Annotated in this window: 21 protein-coding genes; 16 read left to right on the plus strand and 5 right to left on the minus strand. The window is 58.5% G+C overall.

Going from position 1 to position 20,756, the window contains the following annotated elements:
• Positions 1-86 precede the first annotated feature (86 nt).
• The 8 genes from lptM (at position 87) to corA (ending at position 7,018) form a co-directional block, all read left to right on the plus strand.
• Complete coding sequence (gene lptM / locus OSH03_RS21140) at positions 87-290, plus strand: LPS translocon maturation chaperone LptM (RefSeq protein WP_041911830.1); 204 nt, start codon at positions 87-89, stop codon at positions 288-290.
• A 35-nt stretch (positions 291-325) separates the two neighbouring features.
• Entirely contained in the window at positions 326-1,150 is an 825-nt protein-coding gene (gene dapF / locus OSH03_RS21145; RefSeq protein ID WP_061096761.1) for a diaminopimelate epimerase, read from the plus strand.
• Complete coding sequence (locus OSH03_RS21150; protein WP_061096762.1) at positions 1,147-1,854, plus strand: DUF484 domain-containing protein; 708 nt, start codon at positions 1,147-1,149, stop codon at positions 1,852-1,854. Before dapF ends, OSH03_RS21150 begins: the two co-directional genes overlap by 4 nt.
• Positions 1,851-2,753, plus strand: coding sequence for a tyrosine recombinase XerC (gene xerC, locus OSH03_RS21155; RefSeq protein ID WP_252003204.1), 903 nt, complete (start codon positions 1,851-1,853; stop codon positions 2,751-2,753). The genes OSH03_RS21150 and xerC overlap by 4 nt, the downstream gene beginning before the upstream one ends.
• Complete coding sequence (gene yigB, locus OSH03_RS21160; RefSeq protein ID WP_266180024.1) at positions 2,753-3,469, plus strand: 5-amino-6-(5-phospho-D-ribitylamino)uracil phosphatase YigB; 717 nt, start codon at positions 2,753-2,755, stop codon at positions 3,467-3,469. Before xerC ends, yigB begins: the two co-directional genes overlap by 1 nt.
• A 79-nt stretch (positions 3,470-3,548) precedes the next feature.
• Positions 3,549-5,711 carry a DNA helicase II gene (gene uvrD / locus OSH03_RS21165; RefSeq protein WP_061096765.1) on the plus strand — a complete coding sequence of 721 codons (2,163 nt, stop codon included), beginning with the start codon at positions 3,549-3,551 and terminating at the stop codon, positions 5,709-5,711.
• 62 nt (positions 5,712-5,773) lie between these two features.
• Positions 5,774-5,917: a YsgD/CorL family protein gene (ysgD, locus tag OSH03_RS22230; RefSeq protein ID WP_414146796.1), complete on the plus strand. Its 144-nt coding sequence runs from the start codon at positions 5,774-5,776 to the stop codon at positions 5,915-5,917.
• A gap of 150 nt (positions 5,918-6,067) precedes the next feature.
• Positions 6,068-7,018 carry a magnesium/cobalt transporter CorA gene (gene corA, locus OSH03_RS21170; protein WP_008501540.1) on the plus strand — a complete coding sequence of 317 codons (951 nt, stop codon included), beginning with the start codon at positions 6,068-6,070 and terminating at the stop codon, positions 7,016-7,018.
• Positions 7,019-7,060: 42 nt separating this feature from the next.
• On the opposite strand, the gene rarD is transcribed toward corA, so the two are convergent.
• Together rarD and yigI are read right to left on the minus strand one after the other, a co-directional pair.
• Positions 7,061-7,957 (minus strand): EamA family transporter RarD, encoded by an 897-nt coding sequence (gene rarD / locus OSH03_RS21175; protein ID WP_266180025.1) that lies wholly within the window; start codon positions 7,955-7,957, stop codon positions 7,061-7,063.
• 51 nt (positions 7,958-8,008) lie between these two features.
• On the minus strand, positions 8,009-8,476 hold the full coding sequence (gene yigI / locus OSH03_RS21180) for an acyl-CoA thioesterase YigI (protein WP_028014789.1): 468 nt from the start codon (positions 8,474-8,476) through the stop codon (positions 8,009-8,011).
• Between the two features lie 162 nt (positions 8,477-8,638).
• Between yigI and pldA the strand changes: the two genes are divergently transcribed.
• The 3 genes from pldA (at position 8,639) to rhtC (ending at position 12,110) form a co-directional block, all read left to right on the plus strand.
• Positions 8,639-9,508, plus strand: a complete 870-nt coding sequence (gene pldA / locus OSH03_RS21185) for a phospholipase A (protein WP_266180026.1) — start codon at positions 8,639-8,641, stop codon at positions 9,506-9,508.
• Between the two features lie 90 nt (positions 9,509-9,598).
• A complete protein-coding gene (gene recQ / locus OSH03_RS21190) occupies positions 9,599-11,428 on the plus strand; it encodes an ATP-dependent DNA helicase RecQ (protein ID WP_253543421.1) in 1,830 nt (609 codons plus the stop codon).
• Between the two features lie 61 nt (positions 11,429-11,489).
• Positions 11,490-12,110, plus strand: a complete 621-nt coding sequence (gene rhtC, locus OSH03_RS21195; RefSeq protein WP_266180027.1) for a threonine export protein RhtC — start codon at positions 11,490-11,492, stop codon at positions 12,108-12,110.
• Here rhtC and rhtB read toward each other — a convergent pair.
• Complete coding sequence (gene rhtB / locus OSH03_RS21200; protein WP_151413037.1) at positions 12,107-12,727, minus strand: homoserine/homoserine lactone efflux protein; 621 nt, start codon at positions 12,725-12,727, stop codon at positions 12,107-12,109. The genes rhtC and rhtB overlap by 4 nt on opposite strands.
• Before the next feature lie 111 nt (positions 12,728-12,838).
• On the opposite strand from rhtB, the gene pldB reads away from it, so the two are divergent.
• The 3 genes from pldB to OSH03_RS21215 all read left to right on the plus strand — a co-directional run bounded on the left by pldB (position 12,839) and on the right by OSH03_RS21215 (position 15,639).
• Positions 12,839-13,831 (plus strand): lysophospholipase L2, encoded by a 993-nt coding sequence (gene pldB / locus OSH03_RS21205; RefSeq protein WP_266180028.1) that lies wholly within the window; start codon positions 12,839-12,841, stop codon positions 13,829-13,831.
• Positions 13,832-13,856: 25 nt separating this feature from the next.
• Positions 13,857-14,657: a sugar/pyridoxal phosphate phosphatase YigL gene (gene yigL, locus OSH03_RS21210; RefSeq protein ID WP_151413038.1), complete on the plus strand. Its 801-nt coding sequence runs from the start codon at positions 13,857-13,859 to the stop codon at positions 14,655-14,657.
• Between the two features lie 82 nt (positions 14,658-14,739).
• A complete protein-coding gene (locus OSH03_RS21215; RefSeq protein ID WP_061096771.1) occupies positions 14,740-15,639 on the plus strand; it encodes a carboxylate/amino acid/amine transporter in 900 nt (299 codons plus the stop codon).
• Here OSH03_RS21215 and metR read toward each other — a convergent pair.
• The gene (gene metR, locus OSH03_RS21220) at positions 15,527-16,480 is read right to left on the minus strand and encodes an HTH-type transcriptional regulator MetR (protein WP_116343712.1); all 954 of its coding nucleotides are present in this window, start codon (positions 16,478-16,480) and stop codon (positions 15,527-15,529) included. The two genes, OSH03_RS21215 and metR, sit on opposite strands and share 113 nt — an antisense overlap.
• Before the next feature lie 115 nt (positions 16,481-16,595).
• On the opposite strand from metR, the gene metE reads away from it, so the two are divergent.
• Positions 16,596-18,857 carry a 5-methyltetrahydropteroyltriglutamate--homocysteine S-methyltransferase gene (gene metE, locus OSH03_RS21225; RefSeq protein ID WP_266180029.1) on the plus strand — a complete coding sequence of 754 codons (2,262 nt, stop codon included), beginning with the start codon at positions 16,596-16,598 and terminating at the stop codon, positions 18,855-18,857.
• A gap of 43 nt (positions 18,858-18,900) precedes the next feature.
• Here metE and OSH03_RS21230 read toward each other — a convergent pair whose 3' ends face one another.
• A complete protein-coding gene (locus OSH03_RS21230; RefSeq protein WP_045631330.1) occupies positions 18,901-19,707 on the minus strand; it encodes a dienelactone hydrolase family protein in 807 nt (268 codons plus the stop codon).
• A gap of 255 nt (positions 19,708-19,962) precedes the next feature.
• On the opposite strand from OSH03_RS21230, the gene udp reads away from it, so the two are divergent.
• Positions 19,963-20,724 (plus strand): uridine phosphorylase, encoded by a 762-nt coding sequence (udp, locus tag OSH03_RS21235; protein WP_003860792.1) that lies wholly within the window; start codon positions 19,963-19,965, stop codon positions 20,722-20,724.
• The last annotated feature ends 32 nt before the right edge of the window (positions 20,725-20,756 follow it).

Genomic DNA, 20,756 nt, shown 5'->3' on the forward strand with positions numbered 1-20,756 from the left:
CCCGTTGCAGGAAAGCGGCAAACTCTTGCTTTTGTGTCTTCTCCTGCGATGATAGAAACAGATTTGAACTTACGGGCAACTTTATAATGAAAAACGCTTTCCGAACGCTTGCCGTTCTCATCACGCTGTTTAGCCTGACCGGCTGCGGACTGAAGGGACCACTCTACTTCCCGCCTGCGGATAAAACCGCGCCGCCGCCGACAAAACCGGTTAACAGCGGCATTGAGTCTTCCACGCCAAAGACTAACGATCGTGGCGACAACGGCGGTCCGACTCAGGTTAACCTCTGACGACAACGTTCTGTACCCGCGCAATGGAGCAAATGATGCAGTTCTCTAAAATGCATGGCCTTGGCAACGATTTTATGGTCGTCGACGCGGTAACGCAGAATGTGTTTTTCTCCCCGGAACTGATCCGTCGCCTGGCGGATCGGCACGTGGGCGTGGGGTTCGATCAGCTGCTGGTGGTTGAGCCGCCTTACGATCCTGACCTCGATTTCCACTACCGTATTTTTAACGCGGACGGCAGTGAGGTGAACCAGTGCGGCAACGGCGCGCGCTGTTTTGCCCGCTTTGTCCGCCTGAAGGGGCTGACCAACAAGCGCGATATCCGCGTCAGTACCGCTAATGGTCGTATGGTGCTCAGCGTCACTGACGACGAGCTGGTGCGCGTCAATATGGGTGAGCCGAACTTCGAGCCTTCCGCCGTGCCGTTTCGCGCAAACAAAGCGGAAAAGACCTATATTATGCGTGCGGCCGAGCAGACAGTATTGTGCGGTGTCGTCTCGATGGGTAACCCGCACTGCGTGATTCAGGTGGATGACGTGGAAACCGCGGCGGTTGAAACGCTCGGTCCGGTTCTGGAAAGCCACGAGCGGTTCCCGGAGCGCGCGAACATCGGCTTTATGCAGGTGGTGAAGCGTGAACACATCCGCCTGCGGGTTTACGAGCGCGGCGCGGGCGAAACCCAGGCCTGCGGAAGCGGCGCCTGTGCGGCTGTCGCCGTCGGTATCTCTCAGGGGTTACTGGCAGAAGAGGTTCGCGTGGAATTGCCGGGCGGTCGTCTTGATATCGCCTGGAAAGGACCGGGTCATCCACTGTATATGACGGGCCCGGCGACACATGTTTATGACGGGTTTATCCATCTATGAAACAACCAGGGGAAGAACTGCAGGAAACAGTGACGGAACTGGACGACAGCGCTGTTGTTGATTATCTGCTGAACAATCCTGAGTTTTTTATTCGCAATGCACGCGTCGTCGAACAGATGCGCGTGCCGCATCCGGTTCGCGGGACCGTGTCGCTGGTCGAATGGCACATGGCGCGCTCGCGTAACCACATCAACCAGCTTGAAGAGAACATGACGCTGCTGATGGAGCAGGCCAGCACCAACGAAAGCCTGTTCTATCGCCTTCTGCACCTGCAGGCGCGTCTGGCCTCGGCGCACAGCCTCGAAGAGTTTCTCAGCCGCTTCCACCGCTGGGCGCGCGAGCTGGGGCTGGCGGGCGCAACGATTCGTCTGTTCCCTGACCGCTGGCGCATTGGCGCACCGTCAGGGTTTACCCATCTGGCGCTCAGCCGTCAGGCGTTTGAGCCGCTGCGCATTCAGCGCCTGGGCCATGAGCACCACTATCTGGGGCCGCTGAACGGACCTGAGCTGCTGGTGGTGTTACCGGAAGCCAAAGCGATTGGCTCGGTGGCGATGTCGCTGATGGGGCGCGATGGCGACCTGGGAGTCATATTATTTACCAGCCGCGACGTGCACCACTATGAGCAGGGGCAAGCCACGCACCTGCTGCAGGAGATCGCCCTGATGCTGCCCGAGCTGCTGGAGCGCTGGATTGAACGCGTATGACGGACGGACTGCTCGCCACTGACGTCTCGCGCTTTCTGCGCTATCTGGGCGTTGAACGTCAGCTCAGCCCTATCACGCTGCTCAACTATCAGCGTCAGCTTGATGCCATCATCCAGATTGCCGAAGAAATCGGCCTGAAAAGCTGGCAACAATGTGACGCCGCCACGGTACGCGGGTTCGTCGTGCGTAGCCGTAAAAAAAATCTCAGCCCGGCGAGCCTTGCGCTTCGGCTCTCTGCGCTGCGCAGCTTCTTCGACTGGCTGGTCAGCCAGGGCGGCCTGAAAGCCAACCCGGCAAAAGGGATCGCCACGCCGAAAGCCCCGCGCCATCTGCCGAAAAATATCGATGTTGACGACGTAAACCGCCTGCTGGATATCGACCTTAACGATCCGCTGGCCGTGCGCGACCGCGCGATGCTGGAGGTGATGTACGGCGCGGGCCTGCGTCTCTCCGAACTGGTGAACCTCGACTTAAAGCATCTCGATCTGGAATCCGGCGAAGTGTGGGTGATGGGCAAGGGCAGCAAAGAGCGCCGCCTGCCGATTGGCCGCAACGCCGTCTCCTGGATTGAGCACTGGCTGGATCTGCGCGGCCTGTTTGGCGCGGACGAGGATGCGCTGTTTTTATCTAAGCTCGGCAAGCGGATCTCCGCGCGTAACGTGCAGAAGCGCTTTGCGGAGTGGGGCATCAAGCAGGGACTGAACAGCCACGTGCATCCGCACAAGCTGCGCCACTCCTTTGCGACACACATGCTGGAATCGAGCGGCGATCTGCGCGGCGTGCAGGAACTGCTTGGCCATGCGAATCTGTCGACCACTCAAATCTACACCCACTTAGACTTCCAACACCTTGCCTCGGTGTATGACGCGGCGCATCCACGCGCCAAACGGGGGAAATAATGCGTTTTTACCGCCCACTCGGTCAGATCTCAGCCCTGACGTTTGACCTTGATGACACCCTTTATGACAACCGCGAGGTGATCCTGCGTACCGAGCAGGAGTCGCTGGCGTTTGTACAGAACTATCATCCGGCGCTGAAAGCGATGCAGAACAAGGATTTCCAGAAGCTGCGCCAGTCCCTGCGGGAGACCGAGCCGGACATTTACCACGACGTGACCGAATGGCGTCGCCGGGCGGTTGAGCAGGCGATGCTCAACGCTGGCCTGAGCGCGCGGGATGCGGCCATCGGTGCCGAAGCGTCCATGGAAAACTTCGCCAAATGGCGCAGCCGGATCGACGTTCCGCAGGAGACCCACGACACGCTGGCGAAGCTTGCCGAAAAGTGGCCGCTGGTGGCCATCACCAACGGTAACGCCCAGCCGGAGCTGTTTGGCCTGGGCGATTACTTCGAGTTCGTGCTGCGCGCGGGCCCGCACGGGCGCTCGAAGCCGTTCAGTGATATGTATCACCTGGCAGCGGAAAAACTGAATTTGCCGCTCGGTAACATTCTTCACGTGGGCGACGACCTGACCACCGACGTGGCGGGTGCCATCCGCTGCGGCATGCAGGCCTGCTGGATCAAGCCAGAAAATGCGGAGCTGATGACCGCCACAGACAGCCGTCTTCTGCCGCACGTGGAAATTTCACGGTTGGCATCCCTCACGACGCTGATATAATCATCAATTGTTCTGTATAAATTAACAGGGTTTTGGCGAGTGGAAACATTTGCCTGCCCGACATGACGTGACGGTGCCAATGGACGTTTCTTACCTGCTCGACAGCCTCAATGACAAACAGCGTGACGCGGTTGCCGCCTCGCGCACCAACCTGCTGGTTCTGGCTGGGGCGGGCAGTGGTAAGACGCGCGTGCTGGTTCACCGTATCGCCTGGCTGCAGAGCGTGGAAAACTGCTCACCGTACTCCATCATGGCGGTCACGTTTACCAACAAGGCGGCGGCGGAGATGCGCCACCGTATCGCCCAGCTGATGGGCACCAGCCAGGGCGGCATGTGGGTTGGCACCTTCCACGGCCTGGCGCACCGCCTGCTGCGCGCGCACCATATGGACGCCAACCTGCCGCAGGATTTCCAGATCCTCGACAGCGAAGACCAGCTCCGCCTGCTGAAGCGCCTGATCAAGGCGATGAACCTTGACGAGAAGCAGTGGCCGCCGCGTCAGGCGATGTGGTACATCAACGGCCAGAAAGACGAAGGTTTGCGCCCGCACCACATTCAGAGCTTCGGCAACCCGGTCGAGCAGACCTGGCAGAACGTCTATAAGGCCTATCAGGAAGCGTGCGATCGCGCAGGCCTGGTGGATTTCGCCGAGCTGCTGCTGCGCGCCCACGAGCTGTGGCTCAACAAGCCGCACATCCTGCAGCACTACCGCGAACGCTTTACCAACATCCTGGTGGACGAATTCCAGGATACCAACAACATCCAGTACGCTTGGATCCGCCTGCTGGCGGGGGATACCGGCAAGGTGATGATCGTGGGCGATGACGACCAGTCGATCTACGGCTGGCGCGGAGCGCAGGTGGAGAACATCCAGCGCTTCCTCAACGATTTTCCCGGCGCGGAAACCATCCGTCTGGAGCAGAACTACCGCTCAACCAGCAACATCCTGAGCGCGGCCAACGCCCTGATCGAGAACAACAACGGGCGTCTGGGCAAAAAGCTGTGGACCGACGGCGTCGACGGCGAACCGATCTCGATTTACTGCGCCTTCAACGAGCTCGACGAAGCCCGTTTCGTGGTGAACCGCATCAAAACCTGGCAGGACAACGGCGGCGCGCTGGAGCAGTGCGCCATTCTCTACCGCAGCAACGCCCAGTCGCGCGTGCTGGAAGAGGCGCTGCTGCAGGTGAGCATGCCGTACCGCATTTACGGCGGCATGCGATTCTTCGAACGTCAGGAAATCAAAGATGCGCTCTCTTACCTGCGCCTGATCGCCAACCGCAACGACGATGCGGCGTTTGAGCGCGTGGTGAACACGCCGACCCGCGGCATTGGCGACCGTACGCTGGACGTGGTGCGTCAGGCCTCGCGCGATCGCCAGCTGACGCTGTGGCAGGCGTGCCGCGAGCTGCTGCAGGAAAAAGCCCTCGCCGGACGCGCCGCCAGCGCGCTCCAGCGCTTCCTGGAATTAATTGACGCCCTGGCGCAGGAAACCGCCGACATGCCGCTGCACGTGCAGACCGACCGGGTGATTAAAGACTCCGGCCTGCGCACCATGTACGAGCAGGAGAAAGGCGAGAAGGGCCAGACCCGTATTGAGAACTTAGAGGAACTGGTCACGGCAACGCGCCAGTTCAGCTACAACGAAGAAGACGAAGACCTGATGCCGCTGCAGGCGTTCCTCTCCCACGCCGCGCTGGAGGCGGGTGAAGGGCAGGCGGACACCTGGCAGGACGCTGTTCAGCTGATGACCCTGCACTCCGCCAAAGGTCTGGAGTTCCCGCAGGTGTTTATCGTTGGCATGGAAGAGGGCATGTTCCCAAGCCAGATGTCGCTGGATGAAGGCGGACGCCTGGAAGAAGAGCGTCGTCTGGCCTACGTGGGCGTGACGCGAGCGATGCAGAAGCTGACGCTAACCTACGCGGAAACCCGCCGTCTGTACGGCAAAGAGGTCTACCACCGTCCGTCGCGCTTTATCGGCGAACTGCCGGAAGAGTGCGTGGAAGAGGTACGTCTGCGCGCCAGCATCAGCCGTCCGGTTAGCCATCCGCGCATGGGCTCGCCGATCTCTGAAACCGACACCGGCTACAAGCTGGGCCAGCGCGTGCGCCATTCGAAGTTTGGTGAAGGCACCATTGTGAATCTGGAAGGCAGCGGCGAGCACAGCCGCCTGCAGGTCGCGTTCCAGGGGCAGGGGATTAAATGGCTGGTGGCCGCCTATGCCAGGCTGGAAACAGTGTAACTTTCAGAAAAATATCATTATTTTGTAATAATCTGCTAGCCTTATACGTTGAAGGTCAATTAATGCCCTTCAGCGTTCCGTTGCGTGTTGACGTCGCAGTTACTGCTGGCGTAACATGCGCGCACGATTACGCTAAGAGGACATTCGCCTTGGACACACCCAGTAGATACTGGCTCAATTCCCTGTCATTCAGGAACAACTCCTAAGGCTATCTCCTCTTGCTGATGGCCTTAGTGGTTGTCAGCGACTGCATTATTCCCGTCGCGCTGAGTCAGGCTGTTTAATGGTCTGAAACCCAATTTGTTTCTGTGTGCCCACCGAACTGTCCGATATTTTTTGCATTGGGAGTCCCGGTCATGTTGAGCGCATTTCAACTCGAAAATAACCGACTGACTCGGCTTGAAGCCGAAGAGTCACAGCCCCTCATTGATGCCGTATGGGTGGATCTGGTCGAGCCGGACGACGATGAGCGCCTTCGCGTACAATCTGAGCTGGGGCAAAGCCTGGCAACCCGCCCGGAACTGGAAGACATCGAAGCCTCCGCGCGTTTCTTTGAAGACGAAGACGGCCTGCACATTCACTCCTTCTTCTTCTTTGAAGATGCGGAAGATCACGCGGGTAACTCCACCGTGGCGTTTACCATTCGCGACGGTCGTCTGTTCACCCTGCGCGAGCGCGAGCTGCCGGCGTTTCGCCTCTACCGCATGCGCGCCCGCAGCCAGGCGATGGTGGACGGCAACGCATACGAGCTGCTGCTCGATCTGTTCGAAACCAAAATTGAACAGCTGGCGGACGAAATTGAAAACATCTACAGCGACCTGGAAAAGCTGAGCCGCGTGATCATGGAAGGCCATCAGGGCGATGAGTACGACGAAGCGCTCTCGACGCTGGCAGAGCTGGAGGATATCGGCTGGAAGGTGCGTCTGTGTCTGATGGATACCCAGCGCGCGCTGAACTTCCTGGTGCGCAAGGCGCGTCTGCCGGGCGGTCAGCTGGAGCAGGCGCGTGAGATCTTACGCGATATCGAATCCCTGCTGCCGCACAACGAATCCCTGTTCCAGAAGGTGAACTTCCTGATGCAGGCGGCGATGGGCTTTATTAACATCGAGCAGAACCGCATCATCAAGATCTTCTCGGTGGTGTCCGTGGTGTTCCTGCCGCCGACGCTGGTGGCATCGAGTTACGGGATGAACTTTGAGTTTATGCCGGAGCTGAAGTGGAGCTTTGGCTACCCGGGGGCGATTATCTTTATGATCCTCGCCGGGCTGGCGCCGTATCTGTACTTTAAGCGTCGGAACTGGCTGTAAAATCTGGCGGGTGGCGCTGCGCTCACCCGCCCGACAAAACACCTACATTCCTCTTCGGGTTCTGCGCTGGGTATAAATCGCATCGGCGACGAAAATCGCCAGCGCCACCCAGATAAAGGCGAAGGTTACCATCTTATCCGCACCCGGCACTTCGCCGTAAAACACCACCGCCAGCAGGAACATCAGCGTTGGGCCAATGTACTGGAAGAAGCCCAGCGTGGAGAGGCGCAGGCGCGTTGCCGCACCGGTGAAGCACAGCAGCGGAATGGTGGTCACTACGCCCGCCGCCATCAGCATCAGGTTCAGCGACCACGGGTTGCTGCCCATATGGCTGGTGGCGCTGTCGGCAATACCGAACAGATAGACCGCCGCCACCGGCAGCAGCCACAGGGTTTCAAACAGCATCCCGGTTTGCGCTTCCACCGCAATTTTCTTACGTACCAGGCCGTAAAAAGCAAAGCTGAACGCCAGACCGAGGGCGATAACCGGCAGCGAGCCAAAAGTCCACAGCTGCACCAACACGCCGCAGAAGGCCAGAATCACCGCCACCCACTGCATCCGGCGGAAGCGTTCGCCGAGGAAAATCATCCCCAGCACGATATTCACCAGCGGGTTAATGAAGTACCCCAGGCTCGCTTCGAGCATGTGGTGGTTATTCACCGCCCAGATAAACAGCAGCCAGTTGCCGCCGATCAGCACCGCGGAAAGCGCCAGCAGGAAGACCTTTTTCGGGGTTTTCAGCAGCGTTTTAACGCCGGACCACTGACGGCTGAGGCTCATCAGCGCGATCATGAAGAAGAACGACCAGATGACGCGGTGAGTGAGGATCTCGTCGGCCGGTACATAGGCGATAAATTTGAAATATGCCGGGGCGATACCCCAAATAAAATAAGCGGCAAGGGCGAGTAAAACGCCCTGCCGCGTCTGTTTAGCATCCATCGGGAAAATCCGTTACAAAAAAGTGAATCAATTTTACCCGAATTTGCCGCCTCAACCCACCATATAAGTGGCGGTTGCGCTGGCGATATAAACCTGCTCCTCGTTATGCAGCTCAACGCGGGCAACGGCAACTTTATTCCCGGCACGCAGCAGGCTGCTGGTGCAGGTAAAGCGGTTTCCGCGCCCCGGGCGAAGGTAGTCGACGCGTAAATCAATGGTGCCCATGCGCGCCAGACGCTGGCGGAGTTCATCTTCGTTGATGGTGTCATGGCGCGTCAGCGTACTGCCCACGCAGACCAGGCCTGCCGCCACGTCCAGCGCGGAGGCAATCACCCCGCCGTGCAGAATACTTTGCGCCCAGTTACCCACCATCATCGGCTGGTTGTTGAAACTCAGCTGGGCAAACTCTTTCTCGTAACGCTCCAGCTCAAGACCCAGCGCACGGTTAAACGGCATATGGTAAACAAAAATCTCGCCCACGAGTTTTAACACTTCTTCGGCGGTAAGCATGGCTGACATGAGGCATCACATCCTTATTGTTAATGAAATGTTGATTTTATGCTTCAACAATAAGGAATTCCACTTTCAGAAACGAGGATGCAGCAGTTATCGCAGAAGTCTGTAGAATGTTCGCCTCATAACTATTCAGGTAATTTTACTCTTTGCAGGAGAACACCACCGATGCGGACGTATCTGGCCTGGTTACTGGCGGCGGTTGCGCTGCCCCTCACAGCATATGCGCAGGAAGCGACGATTAAAGAAGTCCATGATAAACCTGCCGTTAAGGGCAGCATCATCGCCAATATGCTGCAGGAGCATGACAACCCGTTCACGCTCTACCCGTATGATACCAACTACGTGATCTACACCCAGACCAGCGATCTCAACAAAGAAGCGATAAGCTCCTATAACTGGTCTGATAATGCGCGTAAGGATGAGGTGAAGTACCAGCTCAGCCTCGCCTTCCCGTTCTGGCGTGGCATTCTGGGACCGAACTCGGTGTTCGGCGCGTCTTATACGCAGAAATCCTGGTGGCAGCTCTCCAACAGCGGCGAATCTTCACCGTTCCGTGAAACCAACTATGAGCCGCAGCTGTTCCTCGGCTTCGCAACGGACTACGAATTTGCTGGCTGGACGCTACGCGACGTTGAAGTCGGCTTTAACCACGACTCCAATGGACGCTCCGACCCAACCTCGCGCAGCTGGAACCGTGCCTATACGCGCCTGATGGCGCAGAACGGTAACTGGATGGTGGAAGTGAAGCCCTGGTACGTGGTCGGCAGCACGGATGATAACCCGGATATCACCAAGTATATGGGCTACTACCAGCTCAAAGTCGGCTACCAGTTAGGCGAAGCCGTGCTGAGCGCGAAAGGCCAGTACAACTGGAACACCGGATATGGCGGCGCTGAGCTCGGTCTGAGCTACCCGGTGACGAAGCACGTGCGTCTCTATACCCAGGTATACAGCGGCTACGGCGAGTCGCTGATCGACTACAACTTCAACCAGACTCGCGTTGGCGTAGGCGTAATGCTGAACGATATTCTCTAAGCCGCTCGAATGTTTTTGCGTTAAACGTTGAAGTTTCTCTCTCAGGCGCTGAAAATAGCGCCTGTTTTATTTTTCGCAAATGGGGTTAACGTGGCGCAGGCGGAAGTATTGAATCAGGAGTCGCTGGCTAAGCAGGTTTTGCATGAAACCTTTGGCTACCAGCAGTTCCGCCCCGGCCAGGAAACCATCATTGAAACCGTGCTGGAAGGCCGCGACTGTCTGGTGGTGATGCCGACCGGCGGCGGGAAATCCCTCTGCTATCAGGTGCCCGCGCTGGTGCTGAACGGCCTGACGGTCGTGGTATCGCCTCTCATTTCTCTGATGAAAGACCAGGTGGACCAGCTGCTCGCCAACGGCGTGGCGGCGGCCTGCCTGAACTCGACGCAAACCCGCGAGCAGCAGCAAGAGGTGATGGCCGGGTGCCGCACCGGCCAGATACGCCTGCTGTATATCGCGCCAGAGCGCCTGATGCTGGATAATTTCCTCGATCACCTCGCGCACTGGAACCCGGTCCTGCTGGCGGTGGATGAAGCGCACTGTATCTCCCAGTGGGGACACGATTTCCGCCCGGAATACGCCGCCCTCGGCCAGCTGCGTCAGCGCTTCCCCGAACTGCCGTTTATGGCGCTTACCGCCACGGCGGACGACACCACGCGTCTGGACATTGTCCGCCTGCTGGGGCTGAACGACCCGTATATTCAGGTCAGCAGCTTCGACCGCCCCAACATCCGCTACATGCTGATGGAAAAATTCAAGCCGCTGGACCAGCTCCTGCGCTACGTCCAGGAGCAGCGCGGCAAGTCCGGCATTATCTACTGCAACAGCCGTGCGAAGGTGGAAGACACCGCCGCGCGTCTGCAAAACCGCGGCTTTAGCGCCGCCGCGTATCACGCCGGGTTAGAGAACCACATCCGCGCCGACGTGCAGGAGAAATTCCAGCGCGATGACCTGCAAATCGTCGTCGCGACGGTGGCGTTCGGGATGGGCATCAACAAGCCGAACGTGCGCTTTGTGGTGCACTTCGACATTCCGCGCAATATCGAATCCTACTATCAGGAAACCGGCCGCGCCGGGCGTGACGGCCTGCCGGCGGAGGCGATGCTGTTTTACGATCCGGCGGATATGGCGTGGCTGCGCCGCTGTCTGGAAGAGAAACCGCAGGGACAGCTGCAGGACATCGAACGCCACAAGCTCAACGCGATGGGCGCCTTCGCGGAAGCGCAAACCTGCCGCCGTCTGGTGCTGCTCAACTACTTTGGTGAAGGGCGACAGGAGCCGTGCGGCAACTGCGATATCTGCCTCGATCCGCCAAAGCAGTACGATGGCCTGATGGACGCGCGCAAAGCGCTCTCGACCATTTACCGCGTGAACCAGCGCTTCGGGATGGGCTACGTGGTGGAAGTGCTGCGCGGTGCCAATAACCAGCGTATCCGCGACATGGGTCACGACAAGCTGCCGGTTTACGGCATCGGTAAAGACCAGAGCCACGAGCACTGGGTCAGCATTATTCGCCAACTGATCCACCTCGGCTTTGCTACGCAGAACATTGCCCAGCACTCTGCGCTACAGCTGACCGAAGCGGCGCGTCCGGTGCTGCGCGGTGACGTTGAGCTCAGGCTCGCCGTGCCGCGCGTGGTCGCCCTCAAGCCGCGCGTGATGCAGAAATCCTACGGCGGCAACTACGACCGCAAGCTGTTCGCCAAACTGCGCAAGCTGCGTAAGGCCATTGCCGACGAAGAAAACATTCCGCCGTACGTGGTGTTCAACGACGCGACGCTGATTGAGATGGCGGAACAGATGCCGCTCAGCGCCAGCGAAATGCTCAGCGTCAACGGCGTCGGCACGCGCAAGCTTGAGCGCTTCGGAAAAGAGTTTATGGCGCTCATCCGTTCCCACGTTGATGGTGATGATGAGGAGTAGTCAGCCGGGCGAAAAAGTGCCAGGATGATGACTCACTAAATTATTTCCCCGCGAGCTAATTATGTTAATGCTATTTCTCACCGTGGCGTTAGTGCACATCGTTGCGCTGATGAGCCCGGGACCTGACTTTTTCTTCGTGTCACAAACGGCCGTCAGCCGCTCCCGCAAAGAAGCGATGATGGGCGTGCTCGGTATTACCATGGGCGTTATGGTCTGGGCGGCGGTCGCGCTGCTCGGTCTGAACCTGATCCTGGCGAAGATGGCCTGGCTGCATAACATCATTATGGTCGGCGGCGGGCTGTACCTGTGCTGGATGGGCTACCAGATGCTGCGTGGGGCGCTGAAGAAAGAAGAGCAAAAGCCGGAAGAGCCCAAGGTGGAGTTGGCAACGGGCGGACGCAGCTTTGTAAAAGGGCTGCTGACCAACCTGGCGAACCCGAAAGCGATTATCTATTTCGGCTCTGTGTTCTCGCTGTTTGTGGGTGACAGCGTTGGCGCGGGCGCGCGCTGGGGCATCTTCCTGCTGATCGTCGTTGAAACCTTTGCCTGGTTTACCATCGTGGCCAGCCTGTTTGCCTTACCGGCGATGCGCCGCGGCTATCAGCGCATCGCGAAGTGGATCGACGGCTTCGCCGGCGCGCTGTTCGCCGGGTTCGGCATTCATCTCATCATTTCTCGCTAAGCATGACGCGCTGACGCAAGCAGCGCGCCAACCAGCATAAACAGCGAGCCAAAGACTTTGTTCAGGGCCTTCATCTGCTTAGGCCCTTTAATCCATGCCGCTATCCGCTGTGCCAGCGTCGCGTAACCAATCATCACGATGATATCGACAACGATCGTGGTTGCGCCCAGCACCACGTACTGCATCACCTGGGGCTGATGCGGCACGATAAACTGCGGGAACAGCGCGGCGAGGAACACGATGCTTTTCGGGTTGGTCAGGTTCACGAACACCGCGCGCTTAAACAGGTGGCCGCGCGTTTGCGTCCGGGAGAGGGTATTCAGGTCAATTGAGCCTGCCGCGCGCCACTGCTGGATACCGAGCCAAATCAGATATGCCGCACCGGCCCATTTCAGCACCTCAAATGCCAGCACCGAGCGGGAGAACAGCGTCCCCAGACCAATCCCCACCAGCACAATGTGAATGCCGAGCCCGGTTTGCAAACCGGCAATCGACGCCGCCGCACCGCGGTAGCCGTGGTTGATGGAGGTAGTCATCGTGTTAATGGCGCCAGAGCCGGGCGAAAGGCTGAGGATGATGGATGTCAGCAGGTAGGCGAACCACCACTCGAAGGTCATTTGAAACTCCCGAACCGTCTATTTTTATGCCACAATACGCTATTGTTGAGTCATTTTGTGACCAGTGACGAAAAAAAACGATATTCCCTGGATTACGTGAGTGGAAACCCAATGTTTCAGCAGAAAAAGGACTGGGAAACACGAGAAAACGCATTTGCTGCTTTCTCTATGGGGCCGCTGACCGATTTCTGGCGGCAACGTGAGGAAGACGAGTTTACGGGCGTCGGGGGCATCCCGGTGCGCTTCGTTCGCTTCCGCAATGAAAAAAATGACCGGGTGATTGTGGTCTGCCCCGGGCGTATCGAAAGCTACGTTAAATATGCCGAACTGGCCTACGATCTGGTCAACATGGGTTTTGACGTGCTGATCATCGACCACCGTGGGCAGGGGCTGTCCGGGCGCATGCTGCAGGATACGCACCGTGGGCACGTGGATAACTTCAGCGATTACGTCGACGATTTTGCCGCGTTCTGGCAGCAGGAAGTTCAGCCCGGCCCCTGGCGCAAGCGGTATATCCTTGCGCACTCCATGGGCGGTGCCATTTCGACGCTGTTTTTGCAGCGGTACGAGCACCAGTGCGACGCCATTGCGCTCACCGCGCCAATGTACGGGATTGTCATTCGTTTTCCCGACTGGATGGTGCGCCATCTTCTCGACTGGGCTGAGGGCCATCAGCGCATTCGTGAAGGCTATGCCATCGGAACCGGACGCTGGCGCGCATTGCCGTTCGCCATCAACGTCTTAACCCACAGTCGGCAGCGCTATCGCCGCAACCTGCGCTTTTATGCCGATGAACCGCGCCTGCGCGTCGGCGGCCCGACCTGGCACTGGGTGCGTGAGGGTATTCTGGCCGGTGAGCAGGTGCTGGCGGGCGTAGGCGATGATGACACGCCGACGCTTCTGATTCAGGCGGAAGAAGAGCGTGTGGTGGCTAACCGCATGCATGACCGCTATTGTGAACTGCGCGCTGCCGCCGGTCACCCTTGTGAAGGGGGTAAACCGCTGGTCATCAACGGCGCGTACCATGAGATCCTTTTTGAAAAGGACGCTATGCGCTCAGTCGCGCTCAACGCCATCGTCGAGTTTTTCGACCGGCATAACTGATTTTCTATTGAGGTTAAATTTTCCTATGTACCAGGTTGTTGCATCTGATTTAGATGGCACGCTGCTTTCTCCCGACCACACCCTGTCGCCTTACGCGAAAGAGACCTTAAAGCTTCTGACCGCCCGTGGCGTGAACTTTGTGTTCGCCACCGGCCGCCACCACGTGGACGTGGGGCAGATCCGCGATAATCTGGAGATCAAGTCGTACATGATCACCTCCAACGGTGCGCGCGTGCATGATACCGACGGCAACCTGATCTTCACCCATAACCTGGATCGCGATATTGCCGCCGATCTCTTCGGCGTGGTGCATAACAACCCGGCTATCGTCACTAACGTATACCGCGACGACGAATGGTTCATGAACCGCCACCGCCCGGATGAAATGCGTTTCTTCAGGGAAGCGGTATTCAACTACTCCCTGTATGAGCCGGGCCTGCTGGATCCAGAGGGGATCAGCAAGGTGTTCTTCACCTGCGACAGCCACGAAGAGCTGCTGCCGCTGGAGCAGGCGATCAACGCCCGCTGGGGCGATCGCGTCAACGTGAGCTTCTCCACCCTGACCTGCCTGGAAGTGATGGCGGGCGGCGTCTCTAAAGGTCACGCGCTGGAAGCGGTTGCGAAACGTTTGGGCTTTGAGCTGAAAGACTGCATCGCCTTCGGCGACGGCATGAACGACGCGGAAATGCTTTCTATGGCGGGCAAAGGCTGCATCATGCAGAACGCGCACCAGCGCCTGAAGGATCTGCACCCGGAGCTGGAAGTCATCGGCACCAACGCAGACAACGCGGTACCGAAATACCTGCGCAAGCTGTTCCTTGAATAATCTTCATTCGGTTATTTATTGCTCAGTTGTCAACTGAAGAGTTCGCTACAATGCCTGTCCTTCTTTCTGAGAGACAAGCATTGTGGCGCTACTCATTATCACCACTATCCTGTGGGCCTTCTCCTTTAGCCTGATTGGTGAATACCTTGCCGGTTCGGTCGACAGCTACTTCTCGGTGCTGATGCGCGTGGGGCTGGCGGCGCTGGTGTTCCTGCCGTTCCTGCGCACGCGCGGACAATCGCTGAAAACCATTCTGCTTTACATGCTGGTGGGCGCAATGCAGCTTGGCATCATGTATCTGTTCAGCTTCCGGGCTTACGTCTACCTGTCCGTCTCCGAATTCCTGCTCTTTACCGTGCTGACGCCGCTCTATATCACGCTGATTTACGACCTGCTCAGCAGGCGCCGCCTGCGCTGGGGATATCTGCTGAGCGCCGCGCTGGCGGTGATTGGCGCGGCGATTATTCGCTATGACAAAGTTAGCGATCACTTCTGGACCGGGCTGATGTTCGTCCAGCTTGCTAACATCAGCTTTGCCATCGGTATGGTGGGCTACAAGCGCCTGATGGAAACCCGCCCGATGCCGCAGCACAACGCGTTTGCGTGGTTCTATATGGGCGCGGCGACAGTCGCGGTGGCGGCGTGGTTTATGCTCGGCAACCCGCAAAAGCTGCCGACCACCACCGTGCAGTGGAGCGTTCTGGTCTGGCTGGGCGTGGTGGCATCGGGGCTGGGGTACTTTATGTGGAACTACGGCGCTACGCAGGTTGACGCCGGTACGCTGGGGATCATGAACAACGTGCACGTGCCGGCGGGGCTGCTGGTGAACCTCGCTATCTGGCAGGAACAGCCGCACTGGCCGAGCTTCCTTATTGGGGGAGCGGTGATCCTGGCTTCGCTGTGGGTCCATCGCCGCTGGGTCGCTCCGCGCTCCGCACAAACGGAAGATGGTCGCACGCGTGGTTCCGCGCTGAGCGAATAAACGCCTCCGTAACCGGCTGACGCTGCTCGCCGTCGCGCACGGCGGCGTACAGCCGGCTCCACAGTCCTTCCCCCAGGGTTTTGGTGACCACCAAACCCTGGCGTTCAAAACTCTCCACCACCCAGTGCGGCAGCGCCGCGATACCCATGCTGGCCGCCACCATCTGAATCAACAGCAGGGTGTTGTCCACGCTTTTCAGCTGTGGGCTAATGCCTGCAGGCTGCAGGAAGTGGCGCCAGATATCCAGACGACTGCGCTGAACCGGGTAAATCAGTAATGTTTCCGTTGCCAGATCCTCTGGCGTGATGCGCGTTTTGGCCGCCAGCGGATGGTCCGGCGCCAGCACCAGGCGCACTTCATAATCGAACATCGGCGAATAGTGCAGGCCGCTGCGCGGCAGGATGTCGGACGTCATCACCAGATCCAGCTCGCCCTGCTGGAGCGAGGGCTGCGGGTCGAACGTCACGCCGGATTTAAAGTCCATCTCCACCTGCGGCCACTTCTGGCGAAAGTTCTCAAGCGCGGGGGTCAGCCACTGGATACAGCTGTGGCACTCAATGGCGATCCGCAGTTTGGTCTGCTGCGGCTCGTTACACGCCTGCAGCGCGCTGGCGATCTGCGGCAGTACCTGATTCGCCAGTTGAAGAAGAATTTCACCCTGCGGCGTAAAGCGCAGAGGCTGGCTCTTACGCACAAAAAGACGAAATCCGAGGCGTTGTTCCAGATCGCTGAACTGGTGAGAAAGGGCGGACTGGGTCTGGTGCAGCGTGGCCGCAGCCGCCGCGAGCGAACCGCAGTTCCGCAACGCTTGTAGCGTTTTCAGGTGTTTAATCTCGATCATGAAAGTCCTTCACTCCGCCATGAACATTTTGCGCTTGAGGAATATACAGTACCTGCCAATTATAGATGTGTAAACATCTGGACGTCTAAATAACGAATTTCACAAGGGGCATACCATGACAATCCGCAATCACACTCTCGGTTTTCCTCGCGTTGGCCTGCGCCGCGAGCTGAAAAAAGCGCAAGAAAGCTACTGGGCGGGCAACGCCTCCCGTGAAGAACTGCTGGCGGTGGGGCGGGAGCTGCGCGCCCGTCACTGGGATCAGCAAAAACAGGCGGGTATTGACCTGCTGCCGGTGGGCGATTTCGCCTGGTACGACCATGTTCTGACGACCAGCCTGCTGCTGGGCAACGTGCCGGCTCGTCATCAGAACAAAGATGGATCGGTGGATATTGATACCCTGTTTCGCATCGGCCGCGGCCGCGCACCAACGGGTGAGCCAGCGGCAGCGGCGGAAATGACCAAGTGGTTTAACACCAACTATCACTATATGGTGCCGGAGTTCGTCAAAGGTCAGCAGTTTAAGCTGACCTGGACGCAGCTTCTGGACGAGGTGGATGAAGCGCTGGCGCTGGGCCATCAGGTGAAGCCCGTATTGCTGGGGCCGGTAACCTACCTGTGGCTGGGTAAAGTGAAGGGCGAACAGTTTGACCGCCTCAGCCTGCTGAACGATATTCTGCCGGTCTATAAGCAGGTCTTGATTGAGCTGGGCAAGCGCGGCATTCAGTGGGTGCAAATCGACGAACCGGCGCTGGTGCTGGAGCTGCCGCAGGCGTGGCTCGATGCCTTCAAACCGGCGTATGACGCGCTCGCCGGACAGGTAAAGCTGCTGCTGACCACCTATTTTGAAGGCGTGACGCCCAACCTGAAGACCATTACCGCGCTGCCGGTTCAGGGCCTGCACGTTGACCTGGTTCACGGTAAAGACGATGTGGCGGAACTGCACAAGTGCCTGCCTGCAGAGTGGCTGCTCTCCGCCGGTCTGGTTAACGGCCGTAACGTCTGGCGCGCCGATCTGACCGAGAAATACGCGCAAGTTAAAGACATCGTCGGTGAACGCGAGCTGTGGGTGGCATCATCCTGCTCGCTGCTGCACAGTCCGATCGATCTGAGCGTGGAGACCCGTCTCGACCCTGAAGTGAAAAGCTGGTTTGCTTTCGCCCTGCAAAAATGTGAAGAGCTGGCGCTGCTGCGCGACGCGCTGAACACCGGCGACACGGCGGCGATTGCCGACTGGAGCGCACCGATTCAGGCGCGCCGTCACTCGTCACGCGTGCACAACCCGGCGGTAGAAAAACGTCTGGCGGCCATCACCGCCCAGGACAGCCAGCGCCAGAGCCCGTACGAGGTACGTGCCGAAGCCCAGCGCGCCCGCTTCAACCTTCCCGCGTGGCCGACCACGACGATCGGCTCCTTCCCGCAGACTACCGAGATCCGCGGCCTGCGTCTGGACTTCAAAAAGGGCAACCTGGATGCGAACCACTACCGCACCGGCATCGCGGAACACATCAAGCAGGCGATTATCGAGCAGGAGCGCCTGGGGCTGGACGTGCTGGTGCACGGTGAAGCCGAGCGTAACGACATGGTGGAGTACTTCGGTGAACACCTGGACGGCTTCGTCTTTACCCAGAACGGCTGGGTGCAAAGCTACGGCTCCCGCTGCGTGAAGCCGCCGGTGGTCATCGGTGACGTCAGCCGTCCGGAGCCGATCACGGTTGAGTGGGCGAAGTACGCCCAGTCACTGACCGACAAGCCGGTAAAAGGCATGCTGACCGGCCCGGTGACCATTCTTTGCTGGTCGTTCCCGCGCGAAGACGTGACCCGCGAAACCATTGCCAAACAGATTGCGCTGGCGCTGCGTGATGAAGTGGCGGATCTGGAAGCGGCTGGCATTGGCATCATCCAGATTGACGAACCGGCGCTGCGCGAAGGTTTGCCGCTGCGCCGCAGCGGCTGGGATGCCTACCTGCAGTGGGGCGTGGAAGCGTTCCGCATCAACGCCGCGGTGGCGAAGGACGACACCCAGATCCACACCCACATGTGCTACTGCGAATTTAACGACATCATGGATTCGATTGCCGCGCTGGATGCTGACGTCATCACCATCGAGACCTCGCGTTCAGACATGGAGCTGCTGGAGTCGTTTGAAGAGTTCGACTATCCGAACGAAATCGGACCGGGCGTGTACGACATTCACTCGCCGAACGTCCCGAGCGTGGAGTGGATTGAGGCGCTGCTGAAAAAAGCCGCTCAGCGCATTCCGGCGCAACGCCTGTGGGTGAACCCGGACTGCGGGCTGAAAACCCGCGGCTGGCCGGAGACGCGTGCGGCGCTCGCCAACATGGTGAAGGCGGCGCAGAATTTGCGTCAGGCTTGATAACGCGCAGGCCCGGTAAGGCGTAGCCGCCACCGGGCTTTTTTTACGCTTTTTTCCCGCCGTACTGGCTAAACCACGCCAGCATTCTCTGCCAGCCATCTTTCGCGGATTCCGCGTGATAGCTCGGACGATAATCGGCGTTAAACGCGTGCCCGGCATCCGGATACACCACAATCTCCGCTTTTGCATTCGCCGCGCGTAGCGCATGACGCATGGTCTCGACGGTATCAAGCGGGATGCCGGTATCCTGACCGCCATATAGCCCTAACACCGGGGCATTGAGATCGGTAGCGATATCAACCGGATGTTTCGGTGAGTTCAGCGTCTTTTCACCCACCAGTTTGCCGTACCAGGCCACGGCCGCTTTGAGCTGCGGGTTATGCGCGGCATACAGCCAGCTAATACGTCCACCCCAGCAGAAACCGGTGACCATTAAGCGGTGCGGGTCGCCGCCGTTGCGCGCCGCCCAGCTGGCGACGTGGTCGAGGTCTGCCAGCACCTGCGCGTCCGGCACTTTGCTGACCAGGTTGCTGAACAGCGTCGGGATATCGCTGTAGTCATTCGGATCGCCCTGACGGAAGTAGAGCTCTGGAGCAACGGCCAGATATCCTTCAAGGGCCAGGCGGCGGCAAAGATCGCGAATATGTTCGTGAACGCCGAAAATCTCCTGAACCACAATCACGATGGGCAGCGGGCCGTCTGCCGATTTTGGTCGCGCGTGCCAGGCAGGCATATTTTCCCCCTGAGAGGGGATGGAGGTCTCGCCCGCCGTAATGGCCTCTTCTGAGGTTGAGACGATGGTTGAAGCATGCGGAGCCGCAGCAGGTGCAAATCCGGTTTTTTCAGTCATGGCATTCTCCGTACCAATGAGTTAGCGCAAAGGTAAATATAGACACCAGGTTAACAACCCACAGTGCCTTAAACGGTCTATCTTTTGTGCAGCACACGACGATATAACTTGTTAATGTGATGTGAATCACTTTTTGATGGAAATTCAATGCAATCATTTTCATTCATGGTGAGATGCGTCACGAAATTATGCTTACCGCTTCTGTAAAGTACCGTTTTACTTCTTCTGACTAACCGACCCACAGAGGAGTCACCTATGTCTAAGTCTGATGTTTTTCATCTCGGCCTCACTAAAAACGATTTACAAGGGGCTACGCTCGCTATCGTCCCTGGCGATCCAGAGCGTGTGGAAAAGATCGCCGCGCTGATGGATAAGCCGGTCAAGCTGGCTGCCCATCGTGAATTCACCACCTGGCGCGCAGAGCTGGATGGCAAAGCGGTGATTGTGTGCTCTACCGGTATCGGTGGCCCGTCTACCTCTATCGCCGTGGAAGAGCTGGCGCAGCTGGGCATTCGTACTTTCCTGCGTATCGGTACCACCGGCGCGATTCAGCCGCACATCAACGTCGGCGACGTGCTGGTGACAACCGCATCCGTGCGTCTGGACGGCGCAAGTCTGCACTTTGCGCCGATGGAATTCCCGGCAGTGGCTGATTTCGAATGTACCACCGCGCTGGTTGAAGCAGCGAAATCCGTGGGCGCAACCACTCACGTGGGCGTGACGGCCTCCTCTGATACCTTCTATCCAGGCCAGGAACGCTATGACACCTTCTCAGGCCGCGTAGTGAGCCGCTTCAAAGGCTCAATGGAAGAGTGGCAGTCTATGGGCGTGATGAACTACGAAATGGAATCCGCAACGCTGCTGACCATGTGCGCAAGCCAGGGTCTGCGTGCCGGTATGGTGGCGGGCGTTATCGTCAACCGTACCCAGCAGGAAATCCCGAACGCCGAAACCATGAAGCAGACCGAAAGTCATGCGGTGAAAATCGTGGTTGAAGCGGCCCGCCGCCTGATCTAGTCCTCCTCGCTGAGATAAAAGGCCGACGCGTT

Source organism: Enterobacter nematophilus, assembly GCF_026344075.1.
GTDB lineage: Bacteria > Pseudomonadota > Gammaproteobacteria > Enterobacterales > Enterobacteriaceae > Enterobacter > Enterobacter nematophilus.